Origin of the sequence: Microcella sp. (genome assembly GCF_019739195.1) — a bacterium.
In the GTDB taxonomy this organism is placed as follows: domain Bacteria; phylum Actinomycetota; class Actinomycetes; order Actinomycetales; family Microbacteriaceae; genus Microcella.
In genome coordinates this window covers 1,242,979-1,258,417 of sequence record NZ_JAHHDS010000003.1, presented here as the reverse complement: position 1 = coordinate 1,258,417, position 15,439 = coordinate 1,242,979, and the positions used below count along the sequence as shown (strand labels likewise).

The window sequence follows — 15,439 nt, the reverse complement described above, 5'->3', positions numbered from 1 at the left end:
CCGGAGGAGCGGATGCTCTTCCGGGGCCCGTGAGCCGTGCTCGGTGCTGCTGGGGCGCGGGTCAGCGTCCGCGGCGTTGGCCGCCGGTCGAGTTCGACCGCACGACCTGGCCGACGCGGATTCCGCCTGACGAGCCGCCGCTGGGTGCCGAAGCGCGGCGCGAGCCCTGACGGGCGCGCGCGGGTGCCGCGCTCGGGGCGTCGGTGCTGCGAGCGGCCGGTGCGGCGCCGCTCGACGCGGTGCGCGTCGGGGCGACGTCGGTGCGGCGCTGGCTCGAGCGCTGGCCGCCCTGCGACGAGCGCTGTCCGCTGCGTTGGCCACCCTGACCGCCCTGGCCTGAGCGGTTGGCGCGCTTGCGCTGAGCGTTGGCGCCTTGCGAGCTGCCGCCGCCCTCGGGCTGGCGCTTGAGCACGGCCGGAAGCTCGTGCTCGGCGACGCGTGGGGCGACGTCGCCGATGAGGCGCGTCACGGCCGGCGAGGTCGCGGTGACCTGCTGGGGCTGCACGCGAATCGAGGCCTTGCGCAGCAGGTCGGCGGTGTCGCGGCGCTGCTCGGGCAGCACGAGCGTCACGACGTCGCCTGCGGCTCCCGCGCGAGCGGTGCGCCCCGAGCGGTGCAGGTATGCCTTGTGCTCGGTGGGCGGGTCGACGTGGATGACGAGCTCGATGTCATCGACGTGAACACCTCGTGCCGCGACATCCGTCGCCACGAGCACGCGCACGCTACCGTCGCCGAACGCAGCGAGGTTGCGGTCACGCGCCGGCTGCGAGAGGTTGCCATGCAGGTCGACGGCGGGAATGCCGTCGGCCGTGAGCTGCTTCGCGAGCTTCTTGGCGGTGTGCTTGGTGCGCATGAACAGGATGCGACGGCCGCTGCCCGAGGCGAGCGCGGTGATCATGCGCTTCTTCTCGTCGGTGCCCGAGAGCTCGAAGACGTGGTGCGTCATGTCGGCGACGGGCGAGTTCGCCTCATCGACCGAGTGCGTGATGGGGTCGTGCAAGAACTGCTTCACAAGCTTGTCGACCCCGTTGTCGAGGGTCGCGCTGAACAGCATGCGCTGACCGCGCACGGGCGTGGCCTTCAAGATGCGGGTGACGCCCGGCAAGAAGCCGAGGTCGGCCATGTGGTCGGCCTCGTCGAGCACGGTGACCTCGACAGAGTCGAGCGAAACAAAGCCCTGCTTCATGAGGTCTTCGAGGCGGCCGGGCGCTGCGACGACGATGTCGACGCCGCGTTGCAGCTGTTGCACCTGCTTGCCCTGCGAGACGCCGCCGAAGATCGTCATGGCGCGCAGGCCGTAGGCTTCGGCCATCGGCTCGATCACGGCGAGAATCTGCGTAGCGAGCTCACGGGTCGGCGCGAGCACGAGGCCGAGCGGCTTCATGGGGCGACGGGCCGGGCCTGTGCGCATGCCGAGGCGCGCGACCATCGGAATCGAGAAGGCCAGGGTCTTGCCCGAGCCCGTCTTGCCGCGGCCGAGCACGTCGCGACCCGCGAGGGTGTCGGCGAGCGTGTCGACCTGAATCGGAAAGGCCTCGGTCTTGCCCTGAGCCTCGAGAACCTCGACGAGCGGATAGGGAACGCCAAGCGCGCTGAAGGTGGTGGTGGAAGAACTGCTGGTCATTCTGGTGGTGCCTTTCGAACAGGGGTGATCCCCGGCATCCGCGACCGAGTGGTCAGGATGCGGTGGGTGCGCCTGGGTTCAGTAACCCCGTGCGCGCCATCAGGAATCGAAGTGGCGACGGCGGCAATGGCCGACATCGTTCGCCGTGAGAAAGTATCGAACCGTCTGGATGCGCGAGTCGGTGCGCGTGCAGCGGGAAGAGGAAGCGTTCTACGACGCAGGAGAGCTGAGAACAGTTCTGCCTATGGCTCCACCGTAGCAGGTCGCCCCGACGGCATGGCTGCGCGAAGCGACGCGCGCGAGAATAGAGACATGAGCGACGAAGCGCGTGACCGGTGGAATGAGCGGTACCTGGCACGGCCGCGCGTGTGGAGCAGCTCACCGAACCCTGTGCTGGTCGACGAGGTCTCGAGCCTCGCGACAGGGCGTGCGCTCGACATCGGGTGCGGAGAGGGGGCTGATGCCCTCTGGCTGGCGGAGCGCGGGTGGCAGGTGCTCGGCATCGACGTGTCTGACGTGGCGATCGACCGGGCCCGCGATGAAGCGCACTCGCGCATGGTGTCGGGAGGGCTAGGGCTCGCGGGCAGCGCGGAGTTCCGGCGTGCCGACCTGCGCGAGTGGGTGCCCGAGCGTCGCGCCTTCGACCTCGTCATCGCTTTCTTCGTGCACCTGCCGGTCGACGAGCGCGACCTTGTCTTCGCGCGGCTTGCAGACGCGGTCGCGCCGGGCGGCACTCTGCTGCTCGTGGGACACGCAGTGAGCGACGCGACATCGGGAGTGGGGCGACCCGCTGCTCATCTGCTCGTCGACGAATCCGATCTGCTGCCCTATGCCGCGGGGTTCACGACCGCTGAGGCCAGCACGCGCGCTCGAGAGGTCGACGGCCCCAGCGAGACGGCGCCGATCACGGTGCACGACATTGCGCTGGTCGCGCGGCGCTGACCACGGCATCGTCTGACGACCGGCCTCAGAGCGTGAGCCGTCCGTCGCCGTAGCGCTCGCCGACGGGGATCTCGACCTCGATGACGTTGCCGGGTGGCGCGAGGGGACACGCCCAGGTTTCGTCGTAGGCGCATGACGGGTTGTAGGCGAAGTTGACGTCGAGCACGAGTGACCACGGCGCTCGGCCTCCGCCGAGGTCGGCGCCCTTGACGGTGTCGAGCAGGTAGCGCCCACCGCCGTAGGTACCGCCGGGCATGCGCGAGAGGGCGTCGCGCACGGGCACGAACAGTCCGCCGCCGTAGGAGGCGAGCCGCCAGACGTCGAGCGAGCCGACGCCGGGCACCTCGACGAGCCCGAGCCGCTCGAACGGCACGACCCCGTCGGTGCCGGTCTCGACGTCGATGCGCGCTGGCTCAGCATCCTGAATCACGCACTCGAACCGCCACGCCGGGTCGTAAGGCTTGACGCGTAGCCCCGTGAACGACTCGCGGTCGGCGGGTAGCAGCGGCGAGGCGGGGTGGTGGGCGAAGAGCTCGTCGCGCGTGCGCCGCCAGTGGTCGTGCGCGGCAGGCAGGTCGGTCGCGGAACGCAGTTCGGCATAGAGCGCGGCCGTGCGGCGCCGCCAGTCGGCGACGGCGAGGGCGCTCACGGCGCGGTCTGGGGTGCTGGATGCTGCGCTCACGACGCGCCATCCCGTGGGCTCGGCGTTCCGAACTGCACGGCCCACCCCGGCGCGAGCCGTCGCAGCTTCTGCGCGCGCAGCTGCCAGAAGATCCAGAACCCCAGCCACGCGAACGGCGTCAGCACGCCGGCGCCGACATCGAGGGCATCGCGAAATCGCGTGCGGGCATCCGGCGCGGAGGGGTCGGGGCTGATCGCCATGCGGTGATGCCAGCTGGTGACGACGCTCATCGCCCCACCTAGAGGGCCGCCTTCATCGTGCACGATGCGGGTGCCGTCTGCGCGGGTCTCATCGCGCAGCCGGATGAGCTGAGTGCCCATCGGCAGCACTCCGAGCAGACGCAGCCGAACCCGGTGCTCGGTGTCAGCCCAGCGCTCGGGAAACCCAACGGGCTCGAGCGAGTCGGCCTTCGTGAAGGGCCCCGACACGGCGCGGAACACGGCGGGGGAGTGCACGGCCTCCCACGCCGCATCGGGCGGGCAGTCGAGCAGCAGATCGAGTCTCACGCGCATGCGCTCAGTCTGCGGCACGTCGATACGATCGACCTGTGACCGGCCCGCACGACGACGACAGCCCCGACGCCCAGCACCGCTACCAGGTGCGGTTCGACGTCGGTCTCGACGGCGCTCGCCGCATCGGCGCCAGCGCCCACCTGCTCGTCTGGTGCGATGGTCTCGCGACCGAACCCGTGCCGACGGATGCCCTTCCACCGCACCTCGAGATCATCGATGCTCGGTGCGGTGCTGCGGCGTCGATCGCCCAGCGCCTGCTCGCGCTTCAGGCTGCACGCGGCGAGCGCACGATGGTCGCGGTCGTCGCGGCGGGGGCGCCCGTGGAGGCTCCGGAGGGCATCCCCGTCGAAGACCACTTGCTCGCGGGTGCCGTGATCGACGCGCTCGGCGCGGTCGGCATCGATGCCACGAGCCCCGAGGCCGCCGTCGCGGCGGCGGGGTACCAGGGCCTGCGCGGCGCCGTCGCCCACATGCTCAGCGCGTCGGTCGGAGGGCGGATACTCGCTCTCAGCGACGGACCCGAGGCGGTGGCGGCGGCCCGGGCGCGCTGGGAATCGACCGAACTCGTGGTGCTGCGGGAATTCGACCTGCCAGCCTGAGGTTGTGCACAGCACATCGACCGTCTCGACCGCAGGAGGACCCATGAAGGCTCACGTCAACGGCACCGTCATCGCCGAGGCCGCAGAAGACGACCTCATCAAGATTGAGGGCAACTGGTACTTTCCGCCGTCGAGCATCGTCGAGGGCTTTCTCTCGCAGAGCCCGACGCCCTACACCTGCCCCTGGAAGGGCGAGTGCCAGTACTTCACCGTCACGGTCGACGGCCAGGCGCTGCAAGACCGCGCCTGGAGCTACCCGACCCCCTACGCGAGCGGCATCGAGCGCGTCGGCAAAGACTTCTCGAACTACGTTGCGTTCTGGAAAGAAGTCACCGTCAGCGAGTGACTCACCCGCGCGCGGTGCGAACGCCAGGCAGAAGACCAGCCTGATCGCGCCACGTGATGATGTGTGCGCGGCTGAACCCGCGCGAGCATCGACCGCATGAAACATCTGTTCTCGGGCGGCGAAACCGCACGAACTCGTGACCTCTCGGGCACGAGCCGCGCCAGCGCGCCCGGTCGTCAGCGATCGGGCCGTCGTGCGTTGTGCCGCCGACGTAGCCGAGATCGCGCGCGATGCGCCGCCATTCGGCCCCGTGCCCCGTGCCCGGCCCGGCGAGTGCGTGCGCGACTTCGTGCAGCAGCGTCTGGTGAATGGCGTCGTCGTCGAACCGCTCGGCCAAGTGACGCGAGACCGAGATGCGCTTGCGCCCGAAGTCGCACAACCCCGCTCGGCGCGTGGCGCGGTCGAAAGCGAAGCTCCACGACTCGTCGAGGTGCAGCGCGATGAGGGCTTCAGCCCAGTGCCGCACCCGGTTCAGCTCGCTCACGCCCACGATGGTAGGCGGTGCCACCGACAATGGACGCGACCGCTCACCCGCGCGGCGTGAGCGATACAGCGATGAGCCGGTCGTCGTCGGCGCCCGGGCGGCCGTTGGCGTCGGTGTTGCTCGTCACGATGAGCAGTCGGTCGTCGTCCACCCCGACGGCGTCGCGAATGCGACCGAGCTCGCGCACGAAGAATGCCGTGCTCGAGCCGGGGGTATCGATGTCGATTGCCCACAGCCGCTGCCCGCGCAGCGCCGCCAAGAACAGTGTGTCGCCCACGATGCCGAGCCCGCTGGGGCTCGCCTCGCTCGTCGCCCACTGCTGCACCGGGTCGGTGAATCCCGAGCGGCCGCCGATGCCCTCAACCACGGGCCAGCCGTAGTTCGCGCCCGGCTCGATTCGGTTCAGCTCATCCCACGTGTTCTGACCGAACTCGGCCGCCCACAGCTGCCCGGTGCGGTCGAACACGAGGCCCTGGGGGTTGCGATGCCCGAGCGAATAGACGTGCGAGTCGGCGAAAGGATTGTCGGCGGGCACGGCACCGTCGGGCGAGAGCCGCAGAATCTTGCCCGCGAGCGAGCTGCGATCTTGCGCGCGCTCAGTCTGCTGCGCATCGCCCGTGGTCGCGTAGAGCATCCCGTCAGGACCGAACGCGAGTCGACCGCCATTGTGCGTTCGCGCTTTCGGGATGCCCGCGAGCAGCACCTCGACACCGCCGAGGCCGTACGTTCCGGGTGCACCGGTGAGCGGCATGCGCACGATGCGGTTGTCGTTCGCAGCGGTGAGGTAGGCGTAGAGGTACGGAGTTTCGGTGTCGCGCGCGGCGATGCCCAGCAGCCCGCCCTCGCCGCCGGGCACGACTCCAGGCACGCTGCCGACCACGCGCACGGCGCCATCGGGCAGGAGTTCGAGCACGCGGCCAGTGTCACGTTCGCTCATGAGCGTCGAGCCCGTGGGCAGCGGCGCGATCGACCACGGCGTGCGCAGCCCGGTCACGAGCACCTCGAGCTCGCCGGTGGGCGATACCGTGCCGAGCGGCGCGGGGGGCTCGGTGGGCTCGCTGAGGGGTGGGCGCGGTTCAGATGTTCCGACTCCCGTGGGGGTGCGCGACCCCTCGGTCGCCACGCAGCCGCTCACGGTGAGCGCGGCCGCCACGACGAGGGCGAGCGAGCGATTCAACGGTCGACCCATGAGTCCTCCCCAGACGGACGGTGACCCCCATTCTGGGAGCGGCCCCTGTGCGCCCGGTGAACATTGACAGGTCTACTCTGTACAGTCAGGGACAATCTGAGGAAAGGTCGGCCGTGAGCATCTACGACGCGTTGGGGGGCGAACCCACCATCAGGGCCGTCGTCGACGACCTCGCCGATCGTCTTGCGGCCGATGATCTGCTCGGCCCGCTCTTCGACGGCGTCGACCACGAGGCGCTGCAGCGACACCGCGTCAGCTACCTCGCGGCGGTGCTCGGGGGGCCCGAGCAATACCTCGGGCAGAGCATGCGCGATGCACACCGGCCCTTCCGGCTCACCGATGCGCACATGGAGCGCTTCTTGCAGCTGGCGCGCGAAGCACTCGATGCCGCCGGCATCGCGCCCGAGGCCGCACGAGCGATGCTCGACCTGCTCGACCGGCTGCGGCCCGTGATCGTCGACCCGAACGCGGTCGGCGAGGTCAGTCGCCCCGCTTCTGAGTCGTGAACAGTCCGAGTGACGGTGAGGGCGAGGGCACGGCGGTCTGATCGCTGACGACGGATGCGCCTGCGATCCAGCGCGTCAGGTCGGCGCCTGCGGTGACCGTGGCCGGGTGAGGTCCCCGCGCCATGAGGCGGGGCATCCACTCGAGCGGCAGCTGCGAGGCAGAACCGATCAACACGACGTTGCCGAAGCGGCGCCCCTTCAGAACTCCCGTTTCGGCGAGAGCGGCAACATCGGGCAGAACGAGCTGCAGCGTCGCCGCCTGACCGCGGGCGAACGCGAGCCCCGGCCCGTCGGCAATATTCACGGCGATGATGCCGTCGGGCGCGAGAAATACCGCGAGCTCTCGATAGAACTCGACGCTCGTGACGTGGGCCGGAATACGGGCGCCGGCGAACACATCGACCACGATGAGGTCGACAGCGCCGTGCAGGGCGGCGGGCAGGCGCGCGAGCAGAGCGCGAGCATCCCCGTAGCGAACCCGGATGCCCGACTGGCGGGGCAGCGGCAGGTGCTCGCGCACGAACGTCACGAGTTGCTCGTCGAGCTCGAGCACCTGCTGGCGCGAGCCCGGCCGGGTGGCGTGTACGTAGCGCGGCAGAGTGAGCGCGCCGCCGCCGAGGTGCAATGCCGTGAGCGGCTGCCCGGGCTCGCCCCACTCGTCGATCACGTGTCCGATGCGCTGCACGTACTCGAAGAACAGGCGCGAGGGGTCATCGAGGTCGACGTGCGACTGGGGCGTGCCGTCGACGATGAGCGTGTAGCTGCCGTCGGCCCACCGGTCGGGCTCGATGACGGCCGACATGCCGTTCGCGAGTCGCAACTGCACGGCACCCGTCATGCTCGACAGCGTGCCATATCGAGCGCCCGTGCCGGCAACGCGCGAGGCGTTCAGAGGCCAAGCTGGGCGGTTATAGCGCAGCGATCCGAATTGGTCAAGAATCTGACTGGACACAGCACGGCGAGCGCGCCTAGTATTGAGGTTTGCGCTCCCATGTCTGATCGGCCGTCAAATAGCGGACGTCGATCGTGCCCCGAGTATAGCGGCGGGGTGGATTCCTCCATGAGAAGAATCCCCACGGGTTTCGGCGCGTTCACTCGACCGCACTCACCTGTCGACGATCGACAGAATCCGGGCCTCGACGCCCACGGAGGTTAGTTCCTTGGCTGCTGCTCGCACCGCTAAGACCCAGTCCCTCAAGAACGGCCGCACCGCATCGCGCGTGTCGTTCGCCAAGATCAGCGACACGCTGACTGTGCCCGACCTTCTGGCGCTGCAGACCGAGAGCTTCAACTGGCTCGTCGGCGGCGACGGATGGAAGGCGCGACTCGAAGAGGCGCAGGCCGCCGGCCGCACCGACGTGCCGTCGCGGAGCGGCCTCGACGAGATCTTCGAAGAGATCTCGCCGATCGAAGACCTCGGCGAGACCATGCAGCTCTCGTTCACGAACCCCTACCTCGAAGAGCAGAAGTACTCGATCGACGAGTGCAAAGAGCGCGGCAAGACCTACGCCGCGCCGCTCTACGTCGAGGCCGAGTTCATGAACCACATGACGGGCGAGATCAAGACCCAGACGGTCTTCATGGGCGACTTCCCGCTCATGACCGAGAAGGGCACCTTCATCATCAACGGCACCGAGCGCGTCGTCGTGTCGCAGCTCGTGCGCTCGCCCGGTGTCTACTTCGAGCGTCAGCTCGAGAAGACGACCGACAAAGATGTCTACACCGCCCGCATCATCCCCAGCCGCGGTGCCTGGCTCGAGTTCGAGATCGACAAGCGCGACCAGGTCGGCGTGCGCATCGACCGCAAGCGCAAGCAGTCGGTCACGGTGTTCCTCAAGGCCCTCGGCCTGACCACCGAAGAGATCCGCGAGAAGTTCGCCGGGGTCGACTCGATCGAGCAGACGCTCGACAAAGACCCGATCCTCACCAAAGAAGACGCGCTCAAAGACATCTACCGCAAGCTGCGCCCGGGCGAGCAGGTTGCCGCCGAGGCCGCGCGTGCGCTGCTCGACAACTTCTACTTCAACCCCAAGCGTTACGACCTGGCGAAGGTGGGCCGCTACAAGCTCAACCGCAAGCTCGGTCTCGACGCGCCGCTGAGCGACTCGGTGCTGAGCGTCGACGACATCGTCGCGACCATCCGCTACATGGTGTCGCTGCACGAGAACAAGACGACCATGCCCGGCGTTCGCGCGGGCAAGCCGGTCGACCTGCGTCTCGATGTCGACGACATCGACCACTTCGGCAACCGTCGCATCCGCGCCGTCGGCGAGCTCATCCAGAACCAGGTGCGCACCGGCCTCAGCCGCATGGAGCGCGTGGTGCGCGAGCGCATGACGACGCAAGACATCGAGGCGATCACGCCGCAGACCCTGATCAACGTACGACCCGTCGTCGCCGCGATCAAAGAGTTCTTCGGCACCTCGCAGCTGAGCCAGTTCATGGACCAGAACAACCCGCTCGCGGGCCTCACCCACAAGCGCCGTCTGAGCGCCCTCGGCCCGGGCGGCCTCTCCCGTGAAAGGGCGGGCGTCGAGGTGCGCGACGTGCACCCCAGCCACTACGGCCGCATGTGCCCGATCGAGACGCCGGAAGGCCCGAACATCGGTCTCATCGGCTCGCTCGCGTCGTTCGCGCGCATCAACTCGTTCGGCTTCATCGAGACGCCGTACCGCCGCGTCGCCAAGGGCAAGGTCAGCTCGACGATCGACTACCTCACCGCCAGCGAAGAAGACGACCACGTCGTCGCGCAGGCCGGTGCGCCGCTCAACAATGACGGCTCGTTCGCCGACGATCGCGTGCTCGTGCGTCGCAAGGGTGGCGAGGTCGAGCTCGTTCCTGCCGAGCAGGTCGACTACATGGATGTCTCGCCGCGTCAGATGGTCTCGGTCGCGACGTCGCTCATCCCGTTCCTCGAGCACGACGATGCCAACCGCGCGCTCATGGGCGCCAACATGCAGCGTCAGGCCGTGCCGCTGCTCCGTTCCGAGTCGCCGCTCGTCGGCACCGGCATGGAGAGCTATGCGGCCGTCGATGCTGGCGACGTCATCACCGCGACGGCTGCTGGCGTCGTCGCTTCGGTCTCGGCCGACTCGGTCACCGTGCAGCTCGACGAGGGCGGAACGCAAGACTACGTTCTGCGCAAGTTCGACCGCTCGAACCAGGGCACGAACTACAACCACCGCGTCGTCGTTAGTGCGGGTGACCGCATCGAGGTCGGCGAGGTCATCGCCGATGGCCCCGCGACCGAGAACGGTGAGCTCGCGCTCGGCAAGAACCTGCTCGTCGCGTTCATGTCGTGGGAGGGCCACAACTTCGAAGACGCGATCATCCTGAGCCAGAACCTCGTGAAAGACGACACGATGTCGTCGATCCACATCGAGGAATATGAAGTGGATGCTCGCGACACGAAGCTCGGAAAAGAAGAGATCACCCGCGATCTGCCGAACGTCAGTCCCGAGCTGCTCGCCGATCTCGACGAGCGCGGCATCATCCGCATCGGTGCCGAGGTTCGCCCCGGCGACATCCTCGTCGGCAAGGTCACGCCGAAGGGCGAGACCGAGCTCAGCGCCGAAGAGCGTCTGCTGCGCGCGATCTTCAACGAGAAGTCGCGAGAGGTGCGCGACACCTCGCTCAAGGTTCCCCACGGCGAGCAGGGCACGATCATCGGCGTCAAGGTGTTCGACGCGCAAGACGGTGACGACGAGCTCGGCTCGGGCGTCAACCAGCGCGTGGTCGTCTACATCGCCCAGAAGCGCAAGATCTCCGAGGGCGACAAGCTCGCCGGCCGCCACGGCAACAAGGGCGTTATCTCGAAGATCCTGCCCGTCGAAGACATGCCCTTCCTCGAAGACGGCACGCCTGTCGACATCGTGCTCAACCCGCTGGGCGTTCCCGGTCGCATGAACTTCGGCCAGGTGCTCGAGATCCACATGGGCTGGGCGGCATCGCGCGGCTGGAAGATCGAGGGCAACCCGGCGTGGGCCGAGGGTATTCCGGCGAACGCTCGCGAGGCGGCACCCGGCACCAAGATCGCCACGCCGGTGTTCGATGGTGCTCGTGAAGACGAGATCGCCGGTCTGCTCGACTCGACCCTGCCTAACCGCGACGGCGTGCGCATGATCGACTCGAGCGGAAAGGCGCGCCTGTTCGACGGCCGCTCGGGCGAGCCGTTCCCCGACCCGATCTCGGTCGGCTACATGTACATCCTCAAGCTCCACCACCTCGTCGACGACAAGATCCACGCGCGCTCGACGGGCCCCTACTCGATGATCACGCAGCAGCCCCTGGGCGGTAAGGCCCAGTTCGGCGGCCAGCGGTTCGGCGAGATGGAGGTGTGGGCCCTCGAGGCGTACGGTGCGGCCTACGCGCTGCAAGAGCTGCTGACGATCAAGTCCGACGACATTCTTGGCCGCGTCAAGGTGTACGAGGCGATCGTCAAGGGCGAGAACATCCAGGAGCCCGGTATTCCCGAGAGCTTCAAGGTGCTCATCAAAGAGATGCAGTCGCTCTGCCTGAACGTCGAGGTGCTCTCGGCCGACGGCACGCCCGTCAGCCTGAAAGACACCGATGACGAGGTCTTCCGCGCTGCCGAAGAACTGGGCATCAACATCTCCACCCGCTTCGAGTCCTCGTCGATCGACGAGATCTGAGCCGGCCGGTATTCACGAGACACTGACGAGACGTTAGAGAAGAGAAGAACTAGTGCTCGACGCAACAACTTTCGACTACCTCCAGATCGGTCTGGCAACGGCGGACGACATCCGCAAGTGGTCGCACGGCGAGGTCAAGAAGCCTGAGACCATCAACTACCGCACGCTGAAGCCGGAGAAGGACGGCCTCTTCGGTGAGCAGATCTTTGGGCCCTCCCGCGACTGGGAGTGCTCGTGCGGCAAGTACAAGCGGGTGCGCTTCAAGGGCATCGTCTGCGAGCGCTGCGGCGTCGAGGTCACGAAGTCGTCGGTGCGCCGTGAGCGCATGGGCCACATCGAGCTCGCCGCTCCGGTGACGCACATCTGGTACTTCAAGGGTGTGCCCAGCCGCCTCGGCTACCTGCTCGACATGGCGCCGAAAGACCTCGAGAAGGTCATCTACTTCGCCGCGTACATGGTCATCTCGGTCGACGAAGACGGCCGTCACGCCGACCTGCCCGGTCTCGAGAACGAGATGCGTCTCGAGATCAAGACCCTCGAAGGCCAGCGCGACAGCGGCATCGCCGCCCGCATGCAGAAGCTTGAGACCGAGCTCGCCGAGCTCGAGGCCGAAGGCGCCAAGGCTGACCAGAAGCGCAAGGTCAAGGACGCCGGCGAGAAAGAGATGGCCCAGCTGCGCAAGTCGTTCGACGAGCAGATCGGGCAGCTCGAGCGCGTGTGGGAAGACTTCCGCACCCTCAAGGTCGGCGACCTCAAGCCGGAAGACGGCGTCTTCCAAGAGCTGCAAGACCGCTACGGGCTCTACTTCGAGGCGCACATGGGTGCCGAGGCGATCAAGAAGCGCCTCGAGGCCTTCGACCTCGCCGCCGAGAGCGAGCTGCTGCACGAGCAGATCGCTGGCGGCAAGGGCCAGAAGAAGATCCGCGCGATCAAGCGACTGAAGGTCGTCAACTCGTTCCTGCAGACGGGCAACTCGCCTGCGGCGATGGTGCTGGATGTCGTGCCGGTGATTCCGCCGGAGCTGCGCCCGATGGTGCAGCTCGACGGTGGCCGCTTCGCGACCTCCGACCTGAACGACCTCTACCGTCGCGTGATCAACCGCAACAACCGCCTGCGTCGCCTGCTCGACCTCGGGGCTCCCGAGATCATCGTGAACAACGAGAAGCGCATGCTGCAAGAGGCCGTTGACGCACTGTTCGACAACGGTCGCCGCGGTCGCCCCGTGACGGGCACGGGCAACCGCGCGCTCAAGTCACTCAGCGACATGCTCAAGGGCAAGCAGGGCCGGTTCCGCCAGAACCTGCTCGGCAAGCGCGTCGACTACTCGGGCCGCTCGGTCATCGTGGTCGGCCCGCAGCTCAAGCTGCACCAGTGCGGTCTGCCCAAGCTCATGGCGCTCGAGCTCTTCAAGCCGTTCGTCATCAAGCGCCTCATCGACCTGGGCCACGCTCAGAACATCAAGAGCGCCAAGCGCATGGTCGAGCGGTCGCGGCCGCAGGTGTGGGACGTGCTCGAGGAGATCATCCGCGAGCGCCCCGTTCTGCTGAACCGTGCCCCGACCCTGCACCGTCTCGGCATCCAGGCGTTCGAGCCGCAACTCGTCGAGGGCAAGGCCATCCAGCTGCACCCGCTCGTCTGCGCGGCGTTCAACGCCGACTTCGACGGCGACCAGATGGCCGTGCACCTTCCGCTCTCGGTCGAGGCTCAGGCCGAAGCCCGCATCCTCATGCTCGCGTCGAACAACATCCTCAAGCCGTCTGACGGCCGCCCGGTGACGGTTCCCACGCAAGACATGATCATCGGTCTGCACCACCTCACGACCGTGCGCGAAGGCGCTGCGGGCGAGGGCCGGGCGTTCTCGTCGGTCTCCGAGGCGATCATGGCCATGGATCAGGGTTCGCTGCACCTCAACGCGCCCGCGCGCATCCGTCTGCTCGGCGAGAAGTTCGCTGACGGTCGCGAACTGCGCGAGACCACGCTGGGCCGCGCGCTCTTCAACGAGCTGCTGCCGGCGGACTACCCGTTCGTCGACGACGTGGCCGACAAGGGCACTATCTCGCAGATCGTCAACGATCTGGCCGAGCGGTACCCGAAGACGATCGTTGCTGCGACGCTCGACAAGGTGAAAGACGCCGGCTTCTACTGGGCCACCCGCTCGGGTGTCACCGTGGCGCTGAGCGACGTCGTCACCCCGCCGAAGAAGAAGCAGATCGTCGCGGAGTACGAGAAGAAGGCCGCGAAGATCCAGGCCCAGTTCGACAAGGGCCTCACGACCGATGACGAGCGTCGTCGCGAGCTCGTCGAGTTGTGGACCGAAGGCACCAAGGCGGTCAACGACGAGATGCGGGCGAACTTCCCGGTCGACAACACGATCAACCGCATGGTGACCTCGGGCGCCCGAGGCAACTGGCTGCAGGTCGGCAACATCGCCGGTATGCGCGGCCTGGTGTCGAACCCGCGCGGTGAGATCATCGCTCGACCGATTATCAACTCGTACCGCGAGGGCCTGTCGGTGGCCGAGTACTTCATCGCCACCCACGGTGCCCGCAAGGGTCTCGCCGACACCGCACTGCGCACCGCCGACTCGGGCTACCTCACCCGTCGTCTGGTCGACGTGGCGCAAGACGTCATCATTCGTGAAGACGACTGCGGCACCGGCAAGGGCCTCGACTTCCCGATCGCTCACGAGGTCGACGGCGGATGGGTTCGCGACGACAACGTCGAGAACCTGGTGTTCGCGCGCACGCTCGCGGCCGACGCGGTCAGCGCTGCTGGCGAGGTCGTCGCGCAGGCTGGCGCCGATGTCGGCGACGTGCTCATCGACCAGTTGGTCGAGGCGGGCGTCAGCGAGATCAAGGTGCGCTCGGTGCTCACGTGCGAGTCGGCGGTCGGCGTCTGCGCCGCCTGCTACGGCCGCTCGCTGGCCACTGGCACGCGAGTCGACCTGGGCGAGGCCGTCGGCATCATCGCGGCCCAGTCGATCGGCGAGCCCGGCACGCAGCTCACCATGCGCACCTTCCACACGGGCGGCTCGGCCTCGGCTGACGACATCACGCAGGGTCTGCCCCGCGTGACTGAGCTCTTCGAGGCTCGTACCCCGAAGAGCGCGAGCCCCATCGCCGAGAGCGCCGGTCGCATCTCGATCGACGACTCCGGTGCTCAGCTCAAGATCGTGCTCACGCCCGACAACGGTGACGACGAGGTGGCCTACGCCGTCTCGCGCCGCTCGAACCTGCTCGTCGAAGACGGTCAGCACGTCGAGCTGGGTCAGCAGATCTTCGAGGGTCCGGTCGACCCGAAAGAGGTTCTGCGGGTCAAGGGCGTGCGCGCCGTGCAGCAGCACCTCGTCGAGGGTGTGCAGGGCGTCTACCGCTCGCAGGGTGTGCCGATTCACGACAAGCACATCGAGGTCATCGTGCGGCAGATGCTGCGCAAGGTCACCGTCGTCGACCACGGCGAGACCGACCTGCTGCCGGGCGAGCTCGTCGACCGCTCGAAGTACAACACGCTGAACCGTGCCGCGCTCTCCGAGGGCAAGAAGACCGCCTCGGCGCGTCAAGAGGTCATGGGCATCACCAAGGCCTCGCTCGCGACCGAGTCGTGGCTCTCGGCGGCGTCGTTCCAGGAGACGACCCGTGTGCTCACTGAAGCCGCCATGCAGGGCAAGCGCGACCCGCTGCTCGGCCTGAAGGAGAACGTGATCATCGGAAAGCTGATCCCGGCCGGCACCGGTCTGCCGAACTACCGCAACGTGTCGGTCGAGGCGACGGAGGAGGCGAAGGCCGAGCGGTACCCCAACCGCATCTTCGCCGACGACTCGAGCTTCACCGAGGCCGACCTGTCGTTCGTCGACTTCGACTCGTTCTCGAGCGACGACGTCACTCCGGGCACGTACAACTAGCG

Annotated in this window: 12 protein-coding genes; 6 read left to right on the top strand and 6 right to left on the bottom strand. The window is 67.7% G+C overall.

The window, feature by feature from the left end; genetic code table 11:
• Nucleotides 1–61 precede the first annotated feature (61 nt).
• Entirely contained in the window at nucleotides 62–1,624 is a 1,563-nt protein-coding gene (locus tag KL788_RS07915) for a DEAD/DEAH box helicase (RefSeq protein ID WP_293170142.1), read from the bottom strand.
• Nucleotides 1,625–1,936: 312 nt separating this feature from the next.
• On the opposite strand from KL788_RS07915, the gene KL788_RS07910 reads away from it, so the two are divergent.
• The gene (locus KL788_RS07910) at nucleotides 1,937–2,566 is read left to right on the top strand and encodes a class I SAM-dependent methyltransferase (protein ID WP_293170140.1); all 630 of its coding nucleotides are present in this window, start codon (nucleotides 1,937–1,939) and stop codon (nucleotides 2,564–2,566) included.
• A gap of 25 nt (nucleotides 2,567–2,591) precedes the next feature.
• On the opposite strand, the gene KL788_RS07905 is transcribed toward KL788_RS07910, so the two are convergent.
• Together KL788_RS07905 and KL788_RS07900 are read right to left on the bottom strand one after the other, a co-directional pair.
• Nucleotides 2,592–3,248 carry a DUF1684 domain-containing protein gene (locus KL788_RS07905; RefSeq protein ID WP_293170138.1) on the bottom strand — a complete coding sequence of 219 codons (657 nt, stop codon included), beginning with the start codon at nucleotides 3,246–3,248 and terminating at the stop codon, nucleotides 2,592–2,594.
• On the bottom strand, nucleotides 3,245–3,760 hold the full coding sequence (locus tag KL788_RS07900) for a hypothetical protein (RefSeq protein ID WP_293170136.1): 516 nt from the start codon (nucleotides 3,758–3,760) through the stop codon (nucleotides 3,245–3,247). The genes KL788_RS07905 and KL788_RS07900 overlap by 4 nt, the downstream gene beginning before the upstream one ends.
• A 35-nt stretch (nucleotides 3,761–3,795) precedes the next feature.
• On the opposite strand from KL788_RS07900, the gene KL788_RS07895 reads away from it, so the two are divergent.
• Entirely contained in the window at nucleotides 3,796–4,359 is a 564-nt protein-coding gene (locus tag KL788_RS07895; protein WP_293170134.1) for a hypothetical protein, read from the top strand.
• A 43-nt stretch (nucleotides 4,360–4,402) separates the two neighbouring features.
• Complete coding sequence (locus tag KL788_RS07890; RefSeq protein WP_293170132.1) at nucleotides 4,403–4,705, top strand: DUF427 domain-containing protein; 303 nt, start codon at nucleotides 4,403–4,405, stop codon at nucleotides 4,703–4,705.
• A gap of 1 nt (nucleotide 4,706) precedes the next feature.
• Here KL788_RS07890 and KL788_RS07885 read toward each other — a convergent pair whose 3' ends face one another.
• Both KL788_RS07885 and KL788_RS07880 read right to left on the bottom strand, forming a co-directional pair.
• Nucleotides 4,707–5,189: a SprT-like domain-containing protein gene (locus KL788_RS07885; RefSeq protein ID WP_293170130.1), complete on the bottom strand. Its 483-nt coding sequence runs from the start codon at nucleotides 5,187–5,189 to the stop codon at nucleotides 4,707–4,709.
• Between the two features lie 43 nt (nucleotides 5,190–5,232).
• Nucleotides 5,233–6,378 carry a PQQ-dependent sugar dehydrogenase gene (locus KL788_RS07880; RefSeq protein WP_293170128.1) on the bottom strand — a complete coding sequence of 382 codons (1,146 nt, stop codon included), beginning with the start codon at nucleotides 6,376–6,378 and terminating at the stop codon, nucleotides 5,233–5,235.
• Nucleotides 6,379–6,491: 113 nt separating this feature from the next.
• On the opposite strand from KL788_RS07880, the gene KL788_RS07875 reads away from it, so the two are divergent.
• A complete protein-coding gene (locus KL788_RS07875) occupies nucleotides 6,492–6,884 on the top strand; it encodes a group I truncated hemoglobin (RefSeq protein WP_293170126.1) in 393 nt (130 codons plus the stop codon).
• Here the strand turns inward: KL788_RS07875 and KL788_RS07870 are convergent.
• Nucleotides 6,859–7,722 (bottom strand): spermidine synthase, encoded by an 864-nt coding sequence (locus KL788_RS07870; protein WP_293170124.1) that lies wholly within the window; start codon nucleotides 7,720–7,722, stop codon nucleotides 6,859–6,861. The genes KL788_RS07875 and KL788_RS07870 overlap by 26 nt on opposite strands.
• Nucleotides 7,723–8,044: 322 nt before the next feature.
• On the opposite strand from KL788_RS07870, the gene rpoB reads away from it, so the two are divergent.
• Nucleotides 8,045–11,536: a DNA-directed RNA polymerase subunit beta gene (gene rpoB / locus KL788_RS07865; RefSeq protein WP_293170122.1), complete on the top strand. Its 3,492-nt coding sequence runs from the start codon at nucleotides 8,045–8,047 to the stop codon at nucleotides 11,534–11,536.
• Nucleotides 11,537–11,588: 52 nt separating this feature from the next.
• Entirely contained in the window at nucleotides 11,589–15,437 is a 3,849-nt protein-coding gene (gene rpoC / locus KL788_RS07860; RefSeq protein ID WP_293170120.1) for a DNA-directed RNA polymerase subunit beta', read from the top strand.
• Nucleotides 15,438–15,439 lie beyond the last annotated feature (2 nt).